The organism is Sinomonas sp. G460-2, assembly GCF_047759905.1.
GTDB lineage: Bacteria > Actinomycetota > Actinomycetes > Actinomycetales > Micrococcaceae > Sinomonas.
On the sequence record NZ_JBKZWT010000092.1, the window covers coordinates 1 to 12,719 of the forward strand.

Genomic DNA, 12,719 nt, shown 5'->3' on the forward strand with positions numbered 1-12,719 from the left:
GTCAGGTGGCGGCGCCACCCTCCTTGCCGCGGCGCTTGAGGTAGCGCTCGAATTCGCGAGCGATCGACTCGCCGGTCGCCTCGGGGAGGTCGGCCGTGTCCTTGGCTTCCTCAAGCTGTTGGATATAGGCCGCGATCTCCGGGTCCTCGGTCGCGAGCTCGTTGACGCCCCGCTCCCACGCCTCAGCGTCCTCGGCCAGCTCGTTCGTGTCGAGCGGGATCTGGATCATCTCCTCGATGCGGTGCATGAGGGCCAGCTGCGCCTTCGGGGACGGTGCCTGCGCGACATAGTGCGGAACCGCCGCCCAGAGGGAGATGGTCGGAATGCCGTGGTGATCCGCCGCGTCCGCGAACACGCCGACGATCCCGGTCGGGCCCTCGTACTGGGAGGCCTCGAGGTTGAGCCGCTCGCGCAGGTCTCCCGCCTCGCTCGTCGCCGTGACGGGGATGGGCCGGCTGTGCGGGACGTCCGCGAGCAGCGCGCCGATGACGATGAGGTAGTCCACGTCGAGATCCTCGACGTATTCCATGAGTTCTTCCGTGAATGCGCGCCAGCGGTACGAAGGCTCCGTGCCCTGGACGAAGACAAGGTTGATGGGATAGTCGTCCAGGCGCGCCGTCGCAACGCGAGTGGAAGGCCACCGGATCCTCCGGCGGCCTGATCCCGAGCGGCGCACCGTGGGCCGCGTGAACTGAAAGTCGTAGTAGTCGTCGGCGTCAATGGCCCCGACCTTCTGCGCGCCGAACTGCCGCTTGATGGAGCGCACGGCCTCGCTCGCCGCCTCGCCCGCGTCGTTCCAGCCCTCGAATGCCGCGAGCATCACCGTGACCCTCTCGCCCTCGGCGGGCGTCGGGAAGAGGCCGAGGTGGGGTGCCGGAGCGTCGGCGTCGAACTCGTTCATCGCTCCAGCCTATGACCAAGAAGCCCCGTTCGCAGGGTGGTTCCGGCGCCCGGAGGAGAGTTTCGCGCAGGGAGGACACCCTGTCAGTCCCCGTAGACTGGTGCATATGCGCCTTCCCGACGAACTTGACGCTGCCCAGTTGCGTGCCGTCCTCTGGGACATGGACGGTACCCTCGTCGACACCGAGCCCTACTGGATCGTGGCCGAGCACGAGCTCGTCGCGTCCTTCGGCGGGCAGTGGGGGCACGAGCAGGCAATGCGGCTCGTCGGCCAGGCCCTCCCGACGTCGGCGGCGATCCTCCAGGAGGCGGGGGTGGAGCTCGAGATCCGGGAGATCATCGACCGGCTGACCGCCCGCGTCGTCGAACAGCTCGCCCAGGCCGTCCCGTGGCGCCCGGGCGCTCGTGATCTCCTCGAGGCGCTTCTCGCCGCTGGCGTTGAATGCGCGCTCGTGACGATGTCGGAGCGACCCATGGTCGAGCGCATCATCGCCCACCTGCCCGCGGGGGCTTTCAGCGCCGTCGTCACGGGCGACAGCGTGTCTCACGGCAAGCCGCACCCGGAGCCCTACCTCACTGGCCTCGCGCGCCTCGCCGAGTCCCTTGACGGTCTCGACGCGTCCGAATGCGTCGCGATCGAAGATTCCCAGCCGGGCGCGGCGTCCGCCATCGCGGCGGGCCTGACAACCATCGTGGTCCCGAACACCGTGGCCCTTCCGCCCGAGCTGGGTGACGAGCAGTGGGACACCCTTGCGGGTCGCTCCACGGACGACGTCGCGCGCGTCCTTGAGCGCGCGACGTCCACCTTCGTCGGGCAGGGGCGCGCATGAGCGCGGGTCCAGAGGGCCAGCCCACTCCCGGCCAGGACCACGGCCGCGCTCAGGAAGGCCGCACGCGGGACGGGATCCGGCTGGGCCGGATCGCGGGCGTCCCGATCTACCTCGCGTACTCGTGGTTCCTCATCGCGGGATTCACGGTGGTCGTGTACGGACCGACCCTGGCCCTTCGCCAACCACAGCTCGGCGCGGGGGCGTATTTCGTGGCCTTCGCCTACGCGGTGCTGCTCCTGCTCTCAGTGCTCGTCCATGAACTCGCGCACGCGCTCAGCGCGAGAGCTTTCGGCTGGCCGAGCCAGAAGATCGTGCTCAACCTGTGGGGTGGGCACACGCAGTTCGAAGCCTTCACGGCTTCCCCAGGGCGGTCCGTGGTCGTAGCGCTTGCTGGGCCCGCCGCCAACTTCGTGCTCGCCGGCGCCGCGTGGATCCTGGTCAACACCGTGGTCCTGACGGGTGTCGCCGACATCCTTTCGAACATCTTCATGTGGGCAAACTTCCTCATCGGGCTGTTCAACGTTCTCCCGGGGCTGCCTCTGGACGGCGGGCGCATTGTGGAGAGCATCGTGTGGCGCGCCACGGGATCCCAGGAGCGAGGCACGATCGCGGCTGGCTGGGCCGGCCGCATCGTCGTGGCTGGCATCGTGTTCTTCGGGCTCGTGCTGCCGTGGCTTCAGGGCCAAGGCCTGGACATCTCGTTCACGCTCGTGATGCTGCTTGTGGCCGCCTTCCTGTGGCAGGGTGCGAGCGCCTCGATTCGGAACGCGGGGTTCCGCAGCCGTCTCCCGAACGTCGTCGCGGGTCAGCTCGCCGTCCCCGCGGTCGGCGTGCCGAATTTCGCAACCGTCGAGCAGGCCGTCCAGGCAGGCGCGGGGCACGGCGTCGTCGTCGTCCTCTGCGCTCCGGACGGCAAGCCGCAGGGCGTTGTCGACCCCGCCGCGATCACGCGTGTTCCCGAGCCGGCCCGCGCGAGTACGCCCGTGACCGCGGTGGGCTACGCCCTCGCGCCGGGCGCGTACGTTCCCGAGACCGCCGGTGGCCAGGAGCTCGTGCAGTACCTCGCCCAGCTCCAGGGCACCGAATACGCCGTCGTCGACGCGACGGGACGCGTGGTGGGCCTGCTCAGCCAGCGCGCCGTCGTCGCCGCCATCTCGGGCCGGCCCTCGCGGTAGCGGCGACCACGCTCCGCGGCCCACGCCTCACGAAGAAGGAACACATGACCGAAAGCAGCACCCCGTCCCCGTCCGCGCTCGTTCCGGAGCCGACGGGAGCCGCGATGCGCCGCGGACCGTTCCGCGTCGGCGAGCGAGTCCAGCTCACGGACGAACGCGGCCGCATGAACACGATCACTCTCGAGGCCGGGGGAGCGTTCCACACTCACAAGGGGTTCCTGAACCACGACGTGGTGATTGGCCTTCCCGACGGCTCGGTCGTGACCAACACCGCGGGCCACCAGTACCAGGCGCTCCGCCCGCTCCTCTCGGACTTCGTCCTCTCGATGCCGCGCGGTGCGGCGGTGGTCTACCCCAAGGACGCGGGGCAGATCGTGACCATGGCGGACATCTTCCCGGGCGCCCGCGTGGTCGAGGCCGGCGTCGGTTCGGGCGCGCTGTCGATTTCCCTCCTGCGCGCCGTGGGCGACGCCGGCTACCTCCACTCGTTCGAGCGTCGCCAGGAGTTCGCAGAGATCGCGCGGGGGAACGTCGAGACGATCTTCGGTGGCCCGCACCCCGCGTGGCGCGTCTCGCTCGGGGACTTCCAGGACGAGGTCGTCAAGGCCGAGGAACCGGCAAGCGTGGACCGCGTGGTGCTCGACATGCTCGCTCCGTGGGAGTGCCTCGACGCCGTCGCGACCGTCCTGGCGCCCGGGGGCGTGTGGATCAACTACGTCGCCACTGCCACCCAGCTCTCCCGCACGGCCGAGGCGATCCGGGCGGACGGGCGCTTCACGGAGCCCGACGCGTGGGAGTCGATGGTCCGTGGTTGGCACCTCGAAGGGCTCGCCGTTCGGCCCGAGCACCGCATGGTCGGGCACACCGGCTTCCTGCTCGTGGCGCGCCGTCTCGCGGACGGCGTCGAGCCGCTTGCTCGGAAGAAGCGGGCCAAGACGGAGTTCACCCAGGAGGACCTCAACGCGTGGACTCCGGAGTCCGTGGGCGAGCGATTGGTCTCGGATCGGAAGCTGCGTCGAGCGGCGCGAGATGCAAGGGCTGGGCGAGTCGAGGAGCCTGAAGTTTAGGTCGCGGATGCTTTCTCGCCTCTCAAACGTTGCGTCAATGTAACGCTTAGCGACTCTGGTGCTTAGGGCCCTTTTCCCCGGCCGCAGTGGAGCTAGTGTCGAGGTATCGGAACTGTCCGAGCCACGAGAGGGTGTGAGAGTCATGGAAGAGCGCGAGGGGAACGGGGCTGGGCGCGAGGACGCCGCGCGCATGAATGCGGAGCAGCAGGGAGTCCTCGAGCGTCAGGTCAACGTCCTCCGGGACAAGCTTCGTGCGGTGGACCGGCAGCTTTCCGCCGCCACGTCCAACAACACCCGCATGGCTGAGATGCTGCAGACGGCGAAGACGGAGATCGTCCGGCTCAAGTCCGCCCTCGAGCATGAGGGGCAGCCGCCTTACAGCTACGGAACGGTCGTGCAGCTTAACCGGCGGCGCACAGCTGGCGGCGCGGCCGCCGCGGTCACCGACGAGAGCGCGGACGTCGTGACGGCGGGCCGGAAGATCCGCGTGGGGCTCAGCCCGCTGGTTGCCCTCAACGAGCTCAGCGTCGGCCAAGAGGTCCTGCTCAACGAGGCGTTCGAGGTGGTCGCGGGACTCGGCTACGAGCGCTCCGGCGAGCTCGTGACCGTCAAAGAGATCCTCAGCCCGGACCGCATCCTGGTGATCGGACGGGGCGATGAGGAGCGCGTCGTGCGGCTGTCCGGGCCGCTGCTGCTCGAGCAGCTCCGGGTCGGCGATGCGGTGTCGGTAGACAATCGCACGCAGACGGCCCTCGAGAAGGTGCCGCGCTCCGAGGTCGAGAACCTCGTCCTCGAAGAGGTTCCAGACATCAGCTACGACGACATCGGCGGCCTCGCGTCCCAGATCGAGCAGATCCGCGACGCCGTGGAGCTCCCGTTCCTGCACCCCGGGCTCTACCGAGAGCACGGGCTCAAGGCGCCCAAGGGCATCCTCCTGTACGGCCCTCCCGGCTGCGGCAAGACGCTCATCGCGAAGGCCGTTGCGAACTCGCTCGCAGCGCGTGCCATGGAGCGTGCTGGCGGGCAGGACATCAAGAGCTACTTCCTCAACATCAAGGGCCCCGAGCTCCTCGACAAGTACGTCGGCGAGACCGAGCGGCACATCCGCCTCATCTTCTCGCGGGCCCGGGAGAAGGCCTCGGACGGAAGCCCCGTCGTCGTCTTCTTCGACGAAATGGACTCCCTCTTCCGCACGCGCGGCACGGGCGTCTCCTCCGATGTCGAGACCACGATCGTTCCTCAGCTCCTGAGCGAGATCGACGGCGTGGAGCGCCTCGACAACGTGATCGTCATCGGCGCGTCGAACCGTGAGGACATGATCGATCCGGCGATCCTGCGGCCAGGCCGGCTGGACGTCAAGATCAAGATCCAACGCCCGGACGCCGAGGCCGCGGCAGACATCTTCTCGAAGTACCTCACGCAGGAGCTGCCCATCCATCCCGCGGACCTCGCCGAACACGGCGGCGATCGCGCGGCGACTGTTAACCTCATGATCCAGCGCACGGTCGAGGCAATGTACTCGACTGACAAGGTCAACGAGTACCTCGAAGTGACGTACGCGAACGGCGACACCGAGATCCTCTACTTCAAGGACTTCAACTCCGGCGCCGTGATCCAGAACGTCGTTGACCGCGCCAAGAAGGCCGCGATCAAGGACCTCCTCCTCACGGGGTCGAAGGGCATCCGCATCGAGCACCTGCTTCGGGCGGTGGCCGAAGAGTTCCGCGAGCACGAGGACATGCCCAACACGACCAATCCGGACGACTGGGCGCGGATCTCCGGCAAGAAGGGCGAGCGAATCACCTATATCCGCACGATCGTGCAGGGCAAGGGTGGGAGCGAGCCCGGACGGACCATCGAGACGGCGCAGAGCACGGGCCAATACCTGTGATCCTGGGCCGCTAGGGGGAGTGAGATGTCCAGCACCGACCACGGGCCCGACGGACTGCCCGCCGGTGGGGCCTTGCGCGTCATGGGCTCCGAGACCGAATACGGGATCCACGCGCCGTCGACCCCGGGGGCGAACGCAACGTACCTCTCGTCGCAGGTCATCGCGTCCTACGCGAAGCTCACGCGAGAGCGTCTGCACGCCTCGCCGGGCGCGGGGTGGGATTACACCGACGAGACCCCGCTGCGCGACGCGCGGGGCTGGTCGGTGAGGCGCACCCAGGCCCATCCTGACCTCCTGACCGACATGGAGCCCGTGCTCACGGCCGAGGGCGTGGCGCTCGCGCACGGTCCCGCCGAGCTTGAGCTCGACGGCGACCAGGAGCCCGCGCTCATGAACCTCGTGCTCGGCAACGGGGCGCGGCTCTACGTGGACCACGCGCATCCCGAGTACTCGAGCCCCGAAGTCACGAACCCGCTCGACGCGGTCGTATGGGACGCGGCCGGCGACGTTGTGGTGCTTACTGCCGTGCGCGCCCTCGCGGGTGACCGGGAGCACGGTCCGATCAATCTGTACAAGAACAACACGGACGGCAAGGGCGCCTCTTACGGCTCCCATGAGAACTACCTCGTGCCGCGGTCCGTGCCGTTCACTGACCTCGTCAAGGGGCTCACCCCGTTCTTCGTCTCGCGTCAGCTCGTGTGCGGCGCGGGGCGCGTGGGGATTGGGCAGGACGGCCGGACGCCGGGCTATCAGATCAGCCAGCGCGCAGACTTCTTCGAGGCCGAGGTAGGTCTTGAGACGACCATGCGGCGCCCGATCATCAACACGCGCGATGAGCCTCACGCGGTTGCGGACAAGTACCGGCGCCTCCATGTGATCGTGGGGGACGCGAACTGCAGCCACGTGGCGAACTACCTCAAGTTCGGGACCACGGCGCTCGTGCTGAGCCTCATCGAGGCGGGCGCGGTGCCGGCCATCGAGGTGCACGAGCCGGTCGCAGCAATGCATCGCCTGAGCCACGACCCGGGGCTCGGCGAGACGGTGCGCCTTCTCGACGGCCGGCGGCTCACGGGCCTCGAGCTCCAGTGGGTGTACTTCGAGGCGGCCGCGAAGCTCGCCGCAGAGGCGGGCGTTGCGGCCGAACACGGCGGCGACGGTCACACCGCGACTGTCCTACGGCTCTGGGAGCGGGCGCTGACAGACCTCGAGTCGGCGCCCGACGCTGCCGCCGGATACATCGAATGGGCCGCGAAGCAGAGGGTGCTCGAGGGCTACCGGGCCCGCGACGGCCTCGCGTGGAACGACGCCCGGCTCGGGCTCGTCGACATCCAGTGGTCCGACGTGCGCCCGGAACGCGGCCTCGCGTACCGGCTGCTCAACAACGGGAGCCTCGAGCGCCTTGTCGAGGACCTCGACATAGCGCGCGCGTCGATAGACCCGCCAGTCGACACGCGCGCGTGGTTCCGCGGCAAGAGCATACAGCGCTTCCCCGCGAACGTCGCCAGCGCGAGCTGGGACTCGGTCGTGTTCTCCCCGCCCGGGAGCTACCGGCTCCAGCGCGTCCCTACCCGGGAGCCGTTGCGCGGGACCCGAGCCCTCACGGAGGCCCTTTTTGAGGAGCATCCCTCCATCGAGGGCTTCCTGGAGGCCCTCCTCGGCGAGCGCCACACCTAGGCCGAAGGCGCGATTCCGCGGGAGCTACCGCCCGCATGAAAGAGTGACAGTATAGGTTTCACAGCCCGCTGCAGAGGCGGCGAGCTCGACGCAAGGAGGCGGCTATGGCCGGTCAGGAGCAGAAGAGCAGCCAGTCACGGGACGACGCCGAAGACGTCGAGCCGGGCACGCCGGCGCCCGCGCCCGCCGCCCCCCAGGCGTCCGAAACGACCCAGGGCGTCGATGACCTTCTGGACGAGATCGACGGCGTCCTCGAGAGCAACGCCGAGGAGTTCGTACGTGGGTTCGTCCAGAAGGGCGGCCAGTAGGCCCCGGGATGAACGACTTCCTCGCGGAACGCGTCGCGGCGCACGCGACGTCGTCCTTCACAGAGCATCTCGCAGCGGTTCGTCCCGAACTGCTGCCCTCCAACCGGGTTTTGCCGGCAGACGCGTCCCATCTCGCACCGCACGGCACCACGGTCGTGGCGATGTCCTTCGCGGGTGGCGTCCTCATGGCGGGCGATCGCCGGGCCACGATGGGGAGCATGATCGCGAGCCGGCACATCGAGAAGGTCTTCCCGGCCGACCACTACTCGGTGCTCGGCATAGCCGGGACGGCGGGACTTGCAGTGGACATCGTGCGCCTGTTCCAGGTCGAGCTCGAGCACTACGAGAAGATCGAAGGCACGCTCATGAGCCTCGAGGGGAAGGCCACACGGCTCGGCGCCATGATCCGCTCGAACCTCAGCCTCGCGCTCCAGGGGCTAGCCGTCGTGCCGCTCTTCGCGGGCTACGACCTCGATCAGAGCATGGGCCGGCTGTTCTCCTACGACGTGACCGGCGGGCGGTACGAGGAGCTCGAGCACCACTCGGTAGGCTCCGGCTCCGTCTTCGCGCGCGGCGCGCTCAAGAAGCTGTGGCGCCCCGGGCTTTCCGAGTCGGACGCCGTCCGGGTCGCCGTCGAGGCACTCTTCGACGCGGCCGACGACGATTCCGCCACCGGCGGCCCCGACCCCGTCCGCCAGCTCTGGCCGGTCGTGTACACGGTGACGAGGACGGGGAACCGCCGCGCGCCGGAGCACGAGCTCGCGCAGGTGGCCGGGGACATCCTCGAGCAGCGCAGCATCGCCGGACGAGAGGCCTGAAATGACGCAGCAGTTCTATGTCTCGCCCGAGCAGATCATGAAGGACCGGGCGGACTTTGCGCGAAAGGGCATCGCGCGGGGCCGCTCGGTCGTCGTGTTGAGCTGCCGCGAGGGGATCGCGCTCGTCGCGGAGAACCCCTCGCCCTCGCTCCACAAGATCGGCGAGATCTACGACAAGATCGCGTTCGCCGCCGTGGGCAAGTACAACGAGTTCGAGAGCCTGCGCCAGGCCGGCGTGCGCTACGCCGACGTCCGCGGCTACTCCTACGACCGCGTCGACGTCACCGGGAGAGGCCTCGCGAGCGTCTACGCCCAGAGCCTTGGCGCCGTCTTCACCGCGGAGCAGAAGCCGTTCGAGGTCGAGCTCACCGTGGCCGAGGTGGGGCACGACGTCGGCTCTGACCACCTCTTCCGGCTCACCTTCGACGGCTCGATTGCCGACGAGCGCCGCTTCGTCGTGATGGGCGGCGCGGCCGAGCGCGTTGCCGAGGCCGTGATCGGTGGGTGGAGCGCGGAAGCGTCCTACGCGGAGGCGATCCAGCTCGCCGCGAAGGCACTCCGCGAGGACCGGACCGAGACCGCGCTCAGCCTCGAGGTCGCCGTCCTCGACCGCAACTCGGAGACGGAACGCGGTGTCCGCCGGGCGTTTCGCCGCATCGGTCCCGACGAGCTCACCGAGCTCCTGACCGGACCGATTTAGCCCACGGGACACACGGCGGTCCCGACCACCGTCAGACCATTTCGTCACAACAAAGGAGCCGCGTGGACCGCCGCATCTTCGGCGTCGAGACCGAATTCGGGATCGCGTATTCGAGCCCCCAGGGCCGCCCGCTCGCCCCCGAGGAGGTGGCGCGCTACCTCTTCCGCAAGGTCGTGAGCTGGGGCCGGTCCTCCAACGTGTTCCTCGGCAACGGATCCCGCCTCTATCTCGACGTGGGCTCGCACCCCGAGTATGCGACCGCGGAGTGCGACGACGTGGCTCAGCTCGTCGCGCACGACCGGGCGGGGGAGCGGATCCTCGTGGACCTCATCGACGAGGCCCAGAAGCGGCTCCACGAGGAGGGGTTCGACGGGAGCGTCTACCTCTTCAAGAACAACACTGACACCGCCGGCAACTCCTACGGGAGCCACGAGAACTACCTCATTCCCCGGCGAACCGAGTTCTCCCGGCTGGCCGAGATCCTCATTCCATTTCTCGTCACGCGCCAGCTCCTCTGCGGCGCGGGCAAGGTGCTCCGGACGCCGCACGGTCCGATCTTCGCGTTCTCGCAGCGCGCCGACCACATTTGGGAGGGCCTCTCCTCGGCGACGACCCGGTCCCGTCCGATCATCAATACCCGAGACGAGCCGCACGCCGACGCCGAGCACTTCCGCCGGCTGCACGTCATCGTGGGGGATTCCACGATGGCCGAGACGACGACCATGATGAAGATCGGCACGGTCGATCTCGTGCTGAGGATGATCGAGTCCGGCGTCATCATGCGAGATCTCCGCATGGAGAACCCCATCCGCAGCATCCGGGAGATCTCGCACGATCTGTCGGGACGCGCCGTCGTCCGTCTCGCCAACGGCAGCGAACTCACGGCCCTCGAAATGCAGCGGGTCTATCTCGAAAAGGCGAGCCAATTCGTTCAGCAGTACGGCGCTCACACGCCGCATGTGCCGCGCATCCTTGACCTGTGGGACCGCACGCTCACGGCGATCGAGTCCGGCGACACGTCCGGAATCGACACCGAGGTCGACTGGGCCATCAAGAAGAAGCTCATCGATTCGTACTGCTCGCGGCACGACGTGGACCTCGACTCGGCCCGGGTCGCGCAGCTCGACCTGACGTATCACGACATCAGCCCCGAGCGGGGACTGTTCTTCCTCCTCCAGCGCCGGGGCGCCGCGGCCAGGCTCACCGAGGACGCAGACATCGAGACGGCCATCCAGTCCCCGCCGCAGAGCACGCGCGCCCGGCTCCGGGGCCGGTTCGTCCAGGCAGCCCAGGCGGCCGGTGCCGACTACACCGTGGACTGGGTCCACCTCAAGCTCAACGATCGCGCCCACCACACCATCCTGTGCAAGGACCCGTTCGCGAACGAGGACTCTCGTGTCGACGAGCTGCTGGAAACGCTTCGGCCGTTTTCGGGCTGAATCCGTCCGAACGGTAGGGTGGCCCGCAGGGGCGCGAGCTGGTTCACAGGCTGAGTCGTTACCCTAGTGACGGCCCACGGGCCCCGACCGCCGCCACGACCGTGGCGGCGACCCCCACAGGAAGTAGATCAGTGCGCCGACTCATTGCGCTCTTGCTGCCGCTTGCGCTGCTTGTCGCCGGCTGCAGCTCCGGAAGCTCGTCGTCGAGCGAGCCGACCAGCCAGTCCGCCGGTGACGTCAATGCCTTGAGCTCGCTCAAGGTGACTCCCAACGACGCGAAGGCCCCGACGGTCGACTTCAAAAAGCCGCTCACGGTCTCGAGCCTCACCATCAAGATGGTCCAAGAGGGATCGGGCGCCCGCGTGAAGGCCGGCCAGTCCACGACCGTGAGTGTCCTCGCCCTCAAGGGCACGGACGGCAGCACGCTCGGCGATTCGTTCAGCCAGGACCAGCCCGAGAAGGTTCCGGTCGACGATAGCCTCAAGCAGCAGAATGCATCGCTCTACAACGCACTTGTCGGCGCCAAGATCGGCTCCTACCTCGCCTACGCGACCCCGCCAGTGAGCGCCGAGCAGGGTGGCGATGGGACCACGACGCTCCTGATCCTCAAGATCAATGACGCCAAGGACGTCCCCGCTCCGCTGAGCAAGCCGTCCGGCGACGCGGTCACGCCGCCGGCTGGCCTGCCGAAGGTCACCGAGGACTCGAAGGGAGTCCCGCAGATCGACGTCAAGGGCGTCGCGAAGCCGACCCAGCTCATCTCGCAGGACCTCATCAAGGGCAAGGGCGCTACCGTGCAGGCCACGGATACGATCGTGGCCAACTATGTCGGTGTGAACCTTTCCGACGGCACCAAGTTCGACTCGAGCTACGATCGCGGCACCCCAGCGACGTTCGGGCTGGGGCAGGTCATCGAGGGATGGACGAAGGGCCTCACCGGGAAGACCGTCGGTTCGCGCGTGCTGCTCGTGATTCCGGCAGCCCAGGCCTATGGCGATCAGGGCCAGGGGCAGGCGAAGGGCGATCTCGTCTTCGTCGTCGACATCCTCGGCGTCCAGTAACCCCGCACCGGTACCCAGACTCGGTTCAACAGAGAGGAACACCCATGTCTTTCGGACAGCGCGAGTACGACCGGCAGAAGCCGGAGATCGATTTCCCCGAGGGGCCCGTGCCCTCCGAGCTCAAGATCGTGGACCTCATCGAGGGGGAGGGCCGTGAGGTCCTCCCCGGAGACACCGTGTCCGCCCACTACGTCGGCGTGGCCTGGTCCACTGGCGAGGAGTTCGACGCGAGCTGGAACGGCGGCCGGCCGCTCGACTTCCGCGTTGGAGTCGGCCAGGTCATCCAGGGGTGGGATCAGGGGCTTCTCGGCATGAAGCTCGGCGGCCGCCGCCGGCTCGAAATCCCGTCCGATCTCGCGTACGGCTCGGCCGGTGCGGGCGGGGTGATCGGCCCGAATGAGGCGCTCATCTTTGTGGTCGACCTGGTCGGGGTTCGCTGACCCGAGCTTGAGCTCACACTCTCCGCGGGGCGCGGGCGGCATGTGCCGCCCGCGCCCCGCGGGCGTTCCGGGTAGTCTGCCGATGTGTCCCAGAAGAAGACCGAACGCCTCCTCAACCTCCTGATAGCCCTCCTGCACACCGAGCTCGGGATCTCCCGCGAGCGCCTGCTGCGCGACGTCTACGGGTGGACTCCCGGGGCGGATCGGGACAGGGACACGGTGGAGCGCCAATTCGAGCGCGACAAGGCTGACCTCCGCGCGCTCGGCGCCGACGTGGCCGAGCGCCAGGGGTACGAACGCGAGGACAGTGGGGCGACGACGTCGCTCTACCGCATCGATCCCCGCAACTTCCGGCTTCCCGAGGTCGAATTCACCCCGCAGGAGCAGCAGCTCCTGGCCCTCGCTGGGCTCGCGAC

At 68.3% G+C, this 12,719-nt stretch carries 12 protein-coding genes and 1 pseudogene; 12 read left to right on the forward strand and 1 reads right to left on the reverse strand.

The annotated features are described in order from the left end of the window. Nucleotide 1 precedes the first annotated feature (1 nt). Entirely contained in the window at nucleotides 2-901 is a 900-nt protein-coding gene (locus ACLN58_RS10695; protein ID WP_415855247.1) for a proteasome assembly chaperone family protein, read from the reverse strand. A 106-nt stretch (nucleotides 902-1,007) separates the two neighbouring features. Between ACLN58_RS10695 and ACLN58_RS10700 the strand changes: the two genes are divergently transcribed. The 12 genes and pseudogenes from ACLN58_RS10700 to ACLN58_RS10755 all read left to right on the forward strand — a co-directional run. After that, a complete protein-coding gene (locus ACLN58_RS10700; protein ID WP_415855248.1) occupies nucleotides 1,008-1,730 on the forward strand; it encodes an HAD family hydrolase in 723 nt (240 codons plus the stop codon). Next, nucleotides 1,727-2,905: a site-2 protease family protein gene (locus ACLN58_RS10705; protein ID WP_415855249.1), complete on the forward strand. Its 1,179-nt coding sequence runs from the start codon at nucleotides 1,727-1,729 to the stop codon at nucleotides 2,903-2,905. The genes ACLN58_RS10700 and ACLN58_RS10705 overlap by 4 nt, the downstream gene beginning before the upstream one ends. 44 nt (nucleotides 2,906-2,949) lie before the next feature. Then, on the forward strand, nucleotides 2,950-3,972 hold the full coding sequence (locus ACLN58_RS10710; protein ID WP_415855250.1) for a tRNA (adenine-N1)-methyltransferase: 1,023 nt from the start codon (nucleotides 2,950-2,952) through the stop codon (nucleotides 3,970-3,972). A 190-nt stretch (nucleotides 3,973-4,162) separates the two neighbouring features. Beyond that, nucleotides 4,163-5,863, forward strand: coding sequence for a proteasome ATPase (gene arc / locus ACLN58_RS10715; protein WP_415855258.1), 1,701 nt, complete (start codon nucleotides 4,163-4,165; stop codon nucleotides 5,861-5,863). Between the two features lie 24 nt (nucleotides 5,864-5,887). Then, a complete protein-coding gene (gene dop / locus ACLN58_RS10720) occupies nucleotides 5,888-7,537 on the forward strand; it encodes a depupylase/deamidase Dop (protein WP_415855251.1) in 1,650 nt (549 codons plus the stop codon). 104 nt (nucleotides 7,538-7,641) lie between these two features. Continuing rightward, entirely contained in the window at nucleotides 7,642-7,845 is a 204-nt protein-coding gene (locus ACLN58_RS10725) for a ubiquitin-like protein Pup (RefSeq protein ID WP_415855252.1), read from the forward strand. An 8-nt stretch (nucleotides 7,846-7,853) separates the two neighbouring features. Continuing rightward, nucleotides 7,854-8,663 (forward strand): proteasome subunit beta, encoded by an 810-nt coding sequence (gene prcB, locus ACLN58_RS10730; RefSeq protein ID WP_415855253.1) that lies wholly within the window; start codon nucleotides 7,854-7,856, stop codon nucleotides 8,661-8,663. Nucleotide 8,664: 1 nt separating this feature from the next. Beyond that, nucleotides 8,665-9,363 (forward strand): proteasome subunit alpha, encoded by a 699-nt coding sequence (gene prcA, locus ACLN58_RS10735; RefSeq protein WP_415855254.1) that lies wholly within the window; start codon nucleotides 8,665-8,667, stop codon nucleotides 9,361-9,363. 62 nt (nucleotides 9,364-9,425) lie between these two features. After that, nucleotides 9,426-10,802 (forward strand): Pup--protein ligase, encoded by a 1,377-nt coding sequence (gene pafA / locus ACLN58_RS10740; RefSeq protein ID WP_415855255.1) that lies wholly within the window; start codon nucleotides 9,426-9,428, stop codon nucleotides 10,800-10,802. A 131-nt stretch (nucleotides 10,803-10,933) separates the two neighbouring features. After that, nucleotides 10,934-11,863, forward strand: a complete 930-nt coding sequence (locus ACLN58_RS10745; RefSeq protein WP_415855256.1) for an FKBP-type peptidyl-prolyl cis-trans isomerase — start codon at nucleotides 10,934-10,936, stop codon at nucleotides 11,861-11,863. Nucleotides 11,864-11,907: 44 nt separating this feature from the next. Next, complete coding sequence (locus ACLN58_RS10750) at nucleotides 11,908-12,303, forward strand: FKBP-type peptidyl-prolyl cis-trans isomerase (protein WP_415855257.1); 396 nt, start codon at nucleotides 11,908-11,910, stop codon at nucleotides 12,301-12,303. 84 nt (nucleotides 12,304-12,387) lie between these two features. Beyond that, a pseudogene (locus ACLN58_RS10755) lies at nucleotides 12,388-12,719 on the forward strand (WYL domain-containing protein); the annotation flags it as partial.

Excerpts from the sequence above, each read along its gene's own strand:
- ACLN58_RS10700 (WP_415855248.1), top strand. The coding sequence starts at position 1,008 with ATGCGCCTTCCCGACGAACTTGACGCTGCCCAGTTGCGTGCCGTCCTC.
- ACLN58_RS10725 (WP_415855252.1), top strand. The coding sequence starts at position 7,642 with ATGGCCGGTCAGGAGCAGAAGAGCAGCCAGTCACGGGACGACGCCGAA.
- ACLN58_RS10750 (WP_415855257.1), top strand. The coding sequence starts at position 11,908 with ATGTCTTTCGGACAGCGCGAGTACGACCGGCAGAAGCCGGAGATCGAT.
- ACLN58_RS10705 (WP_415855249.1), top strand. The coding sequence starts at position 1,727 with ATGAGCGCGGGTCCAGAGGGCCAGCCCACTCCCGGCCAGGACCACGGC.
- arc (WP_415855258.1), top strand. The coding sequence starts at position 4,163 with ATGAATGCGGAGCAGCAGGGAGTCCTCGAGCGTCAGGTCAACGTCCTC.
- prcA (WP_415855254.1), top strand. The coding sequence starts at position 8,665 with ATGACGCAGCAGTTCTATGTCTCGCCCGAGCAGATCATGAAGGACCGG.
- ACLN58_RS10695 (WP_415855247.1), bottom strand. The coding sequence starts at position 901 with ATGAACGAGTTCGACGCCGACGCTCCGGCACCCCACCTCGGCCTCTTC.
- prcB (WP_415855253.1), top strand. The coding sequence starts at position 7,854 with ATGAACGACTTCCTCGCGGAACGCGTCGCGGCGCACGCGACGTCGTCC.
- ACLN58_RS10710 (WP_415855250.1), top strand. The coding sequence starts at position 2,950 with ATGACCGAAAGCAGCACCCCGTCCCCGTCCGCGCTCGTTCCGGAGCCG.
- dop (WP_415855251.1), top strand. The coding sequence starts at position 5,888 with ATGTCCAGCACCGACCACGGGCCCGACGGACTGCCCGCCGGTGGGGCC.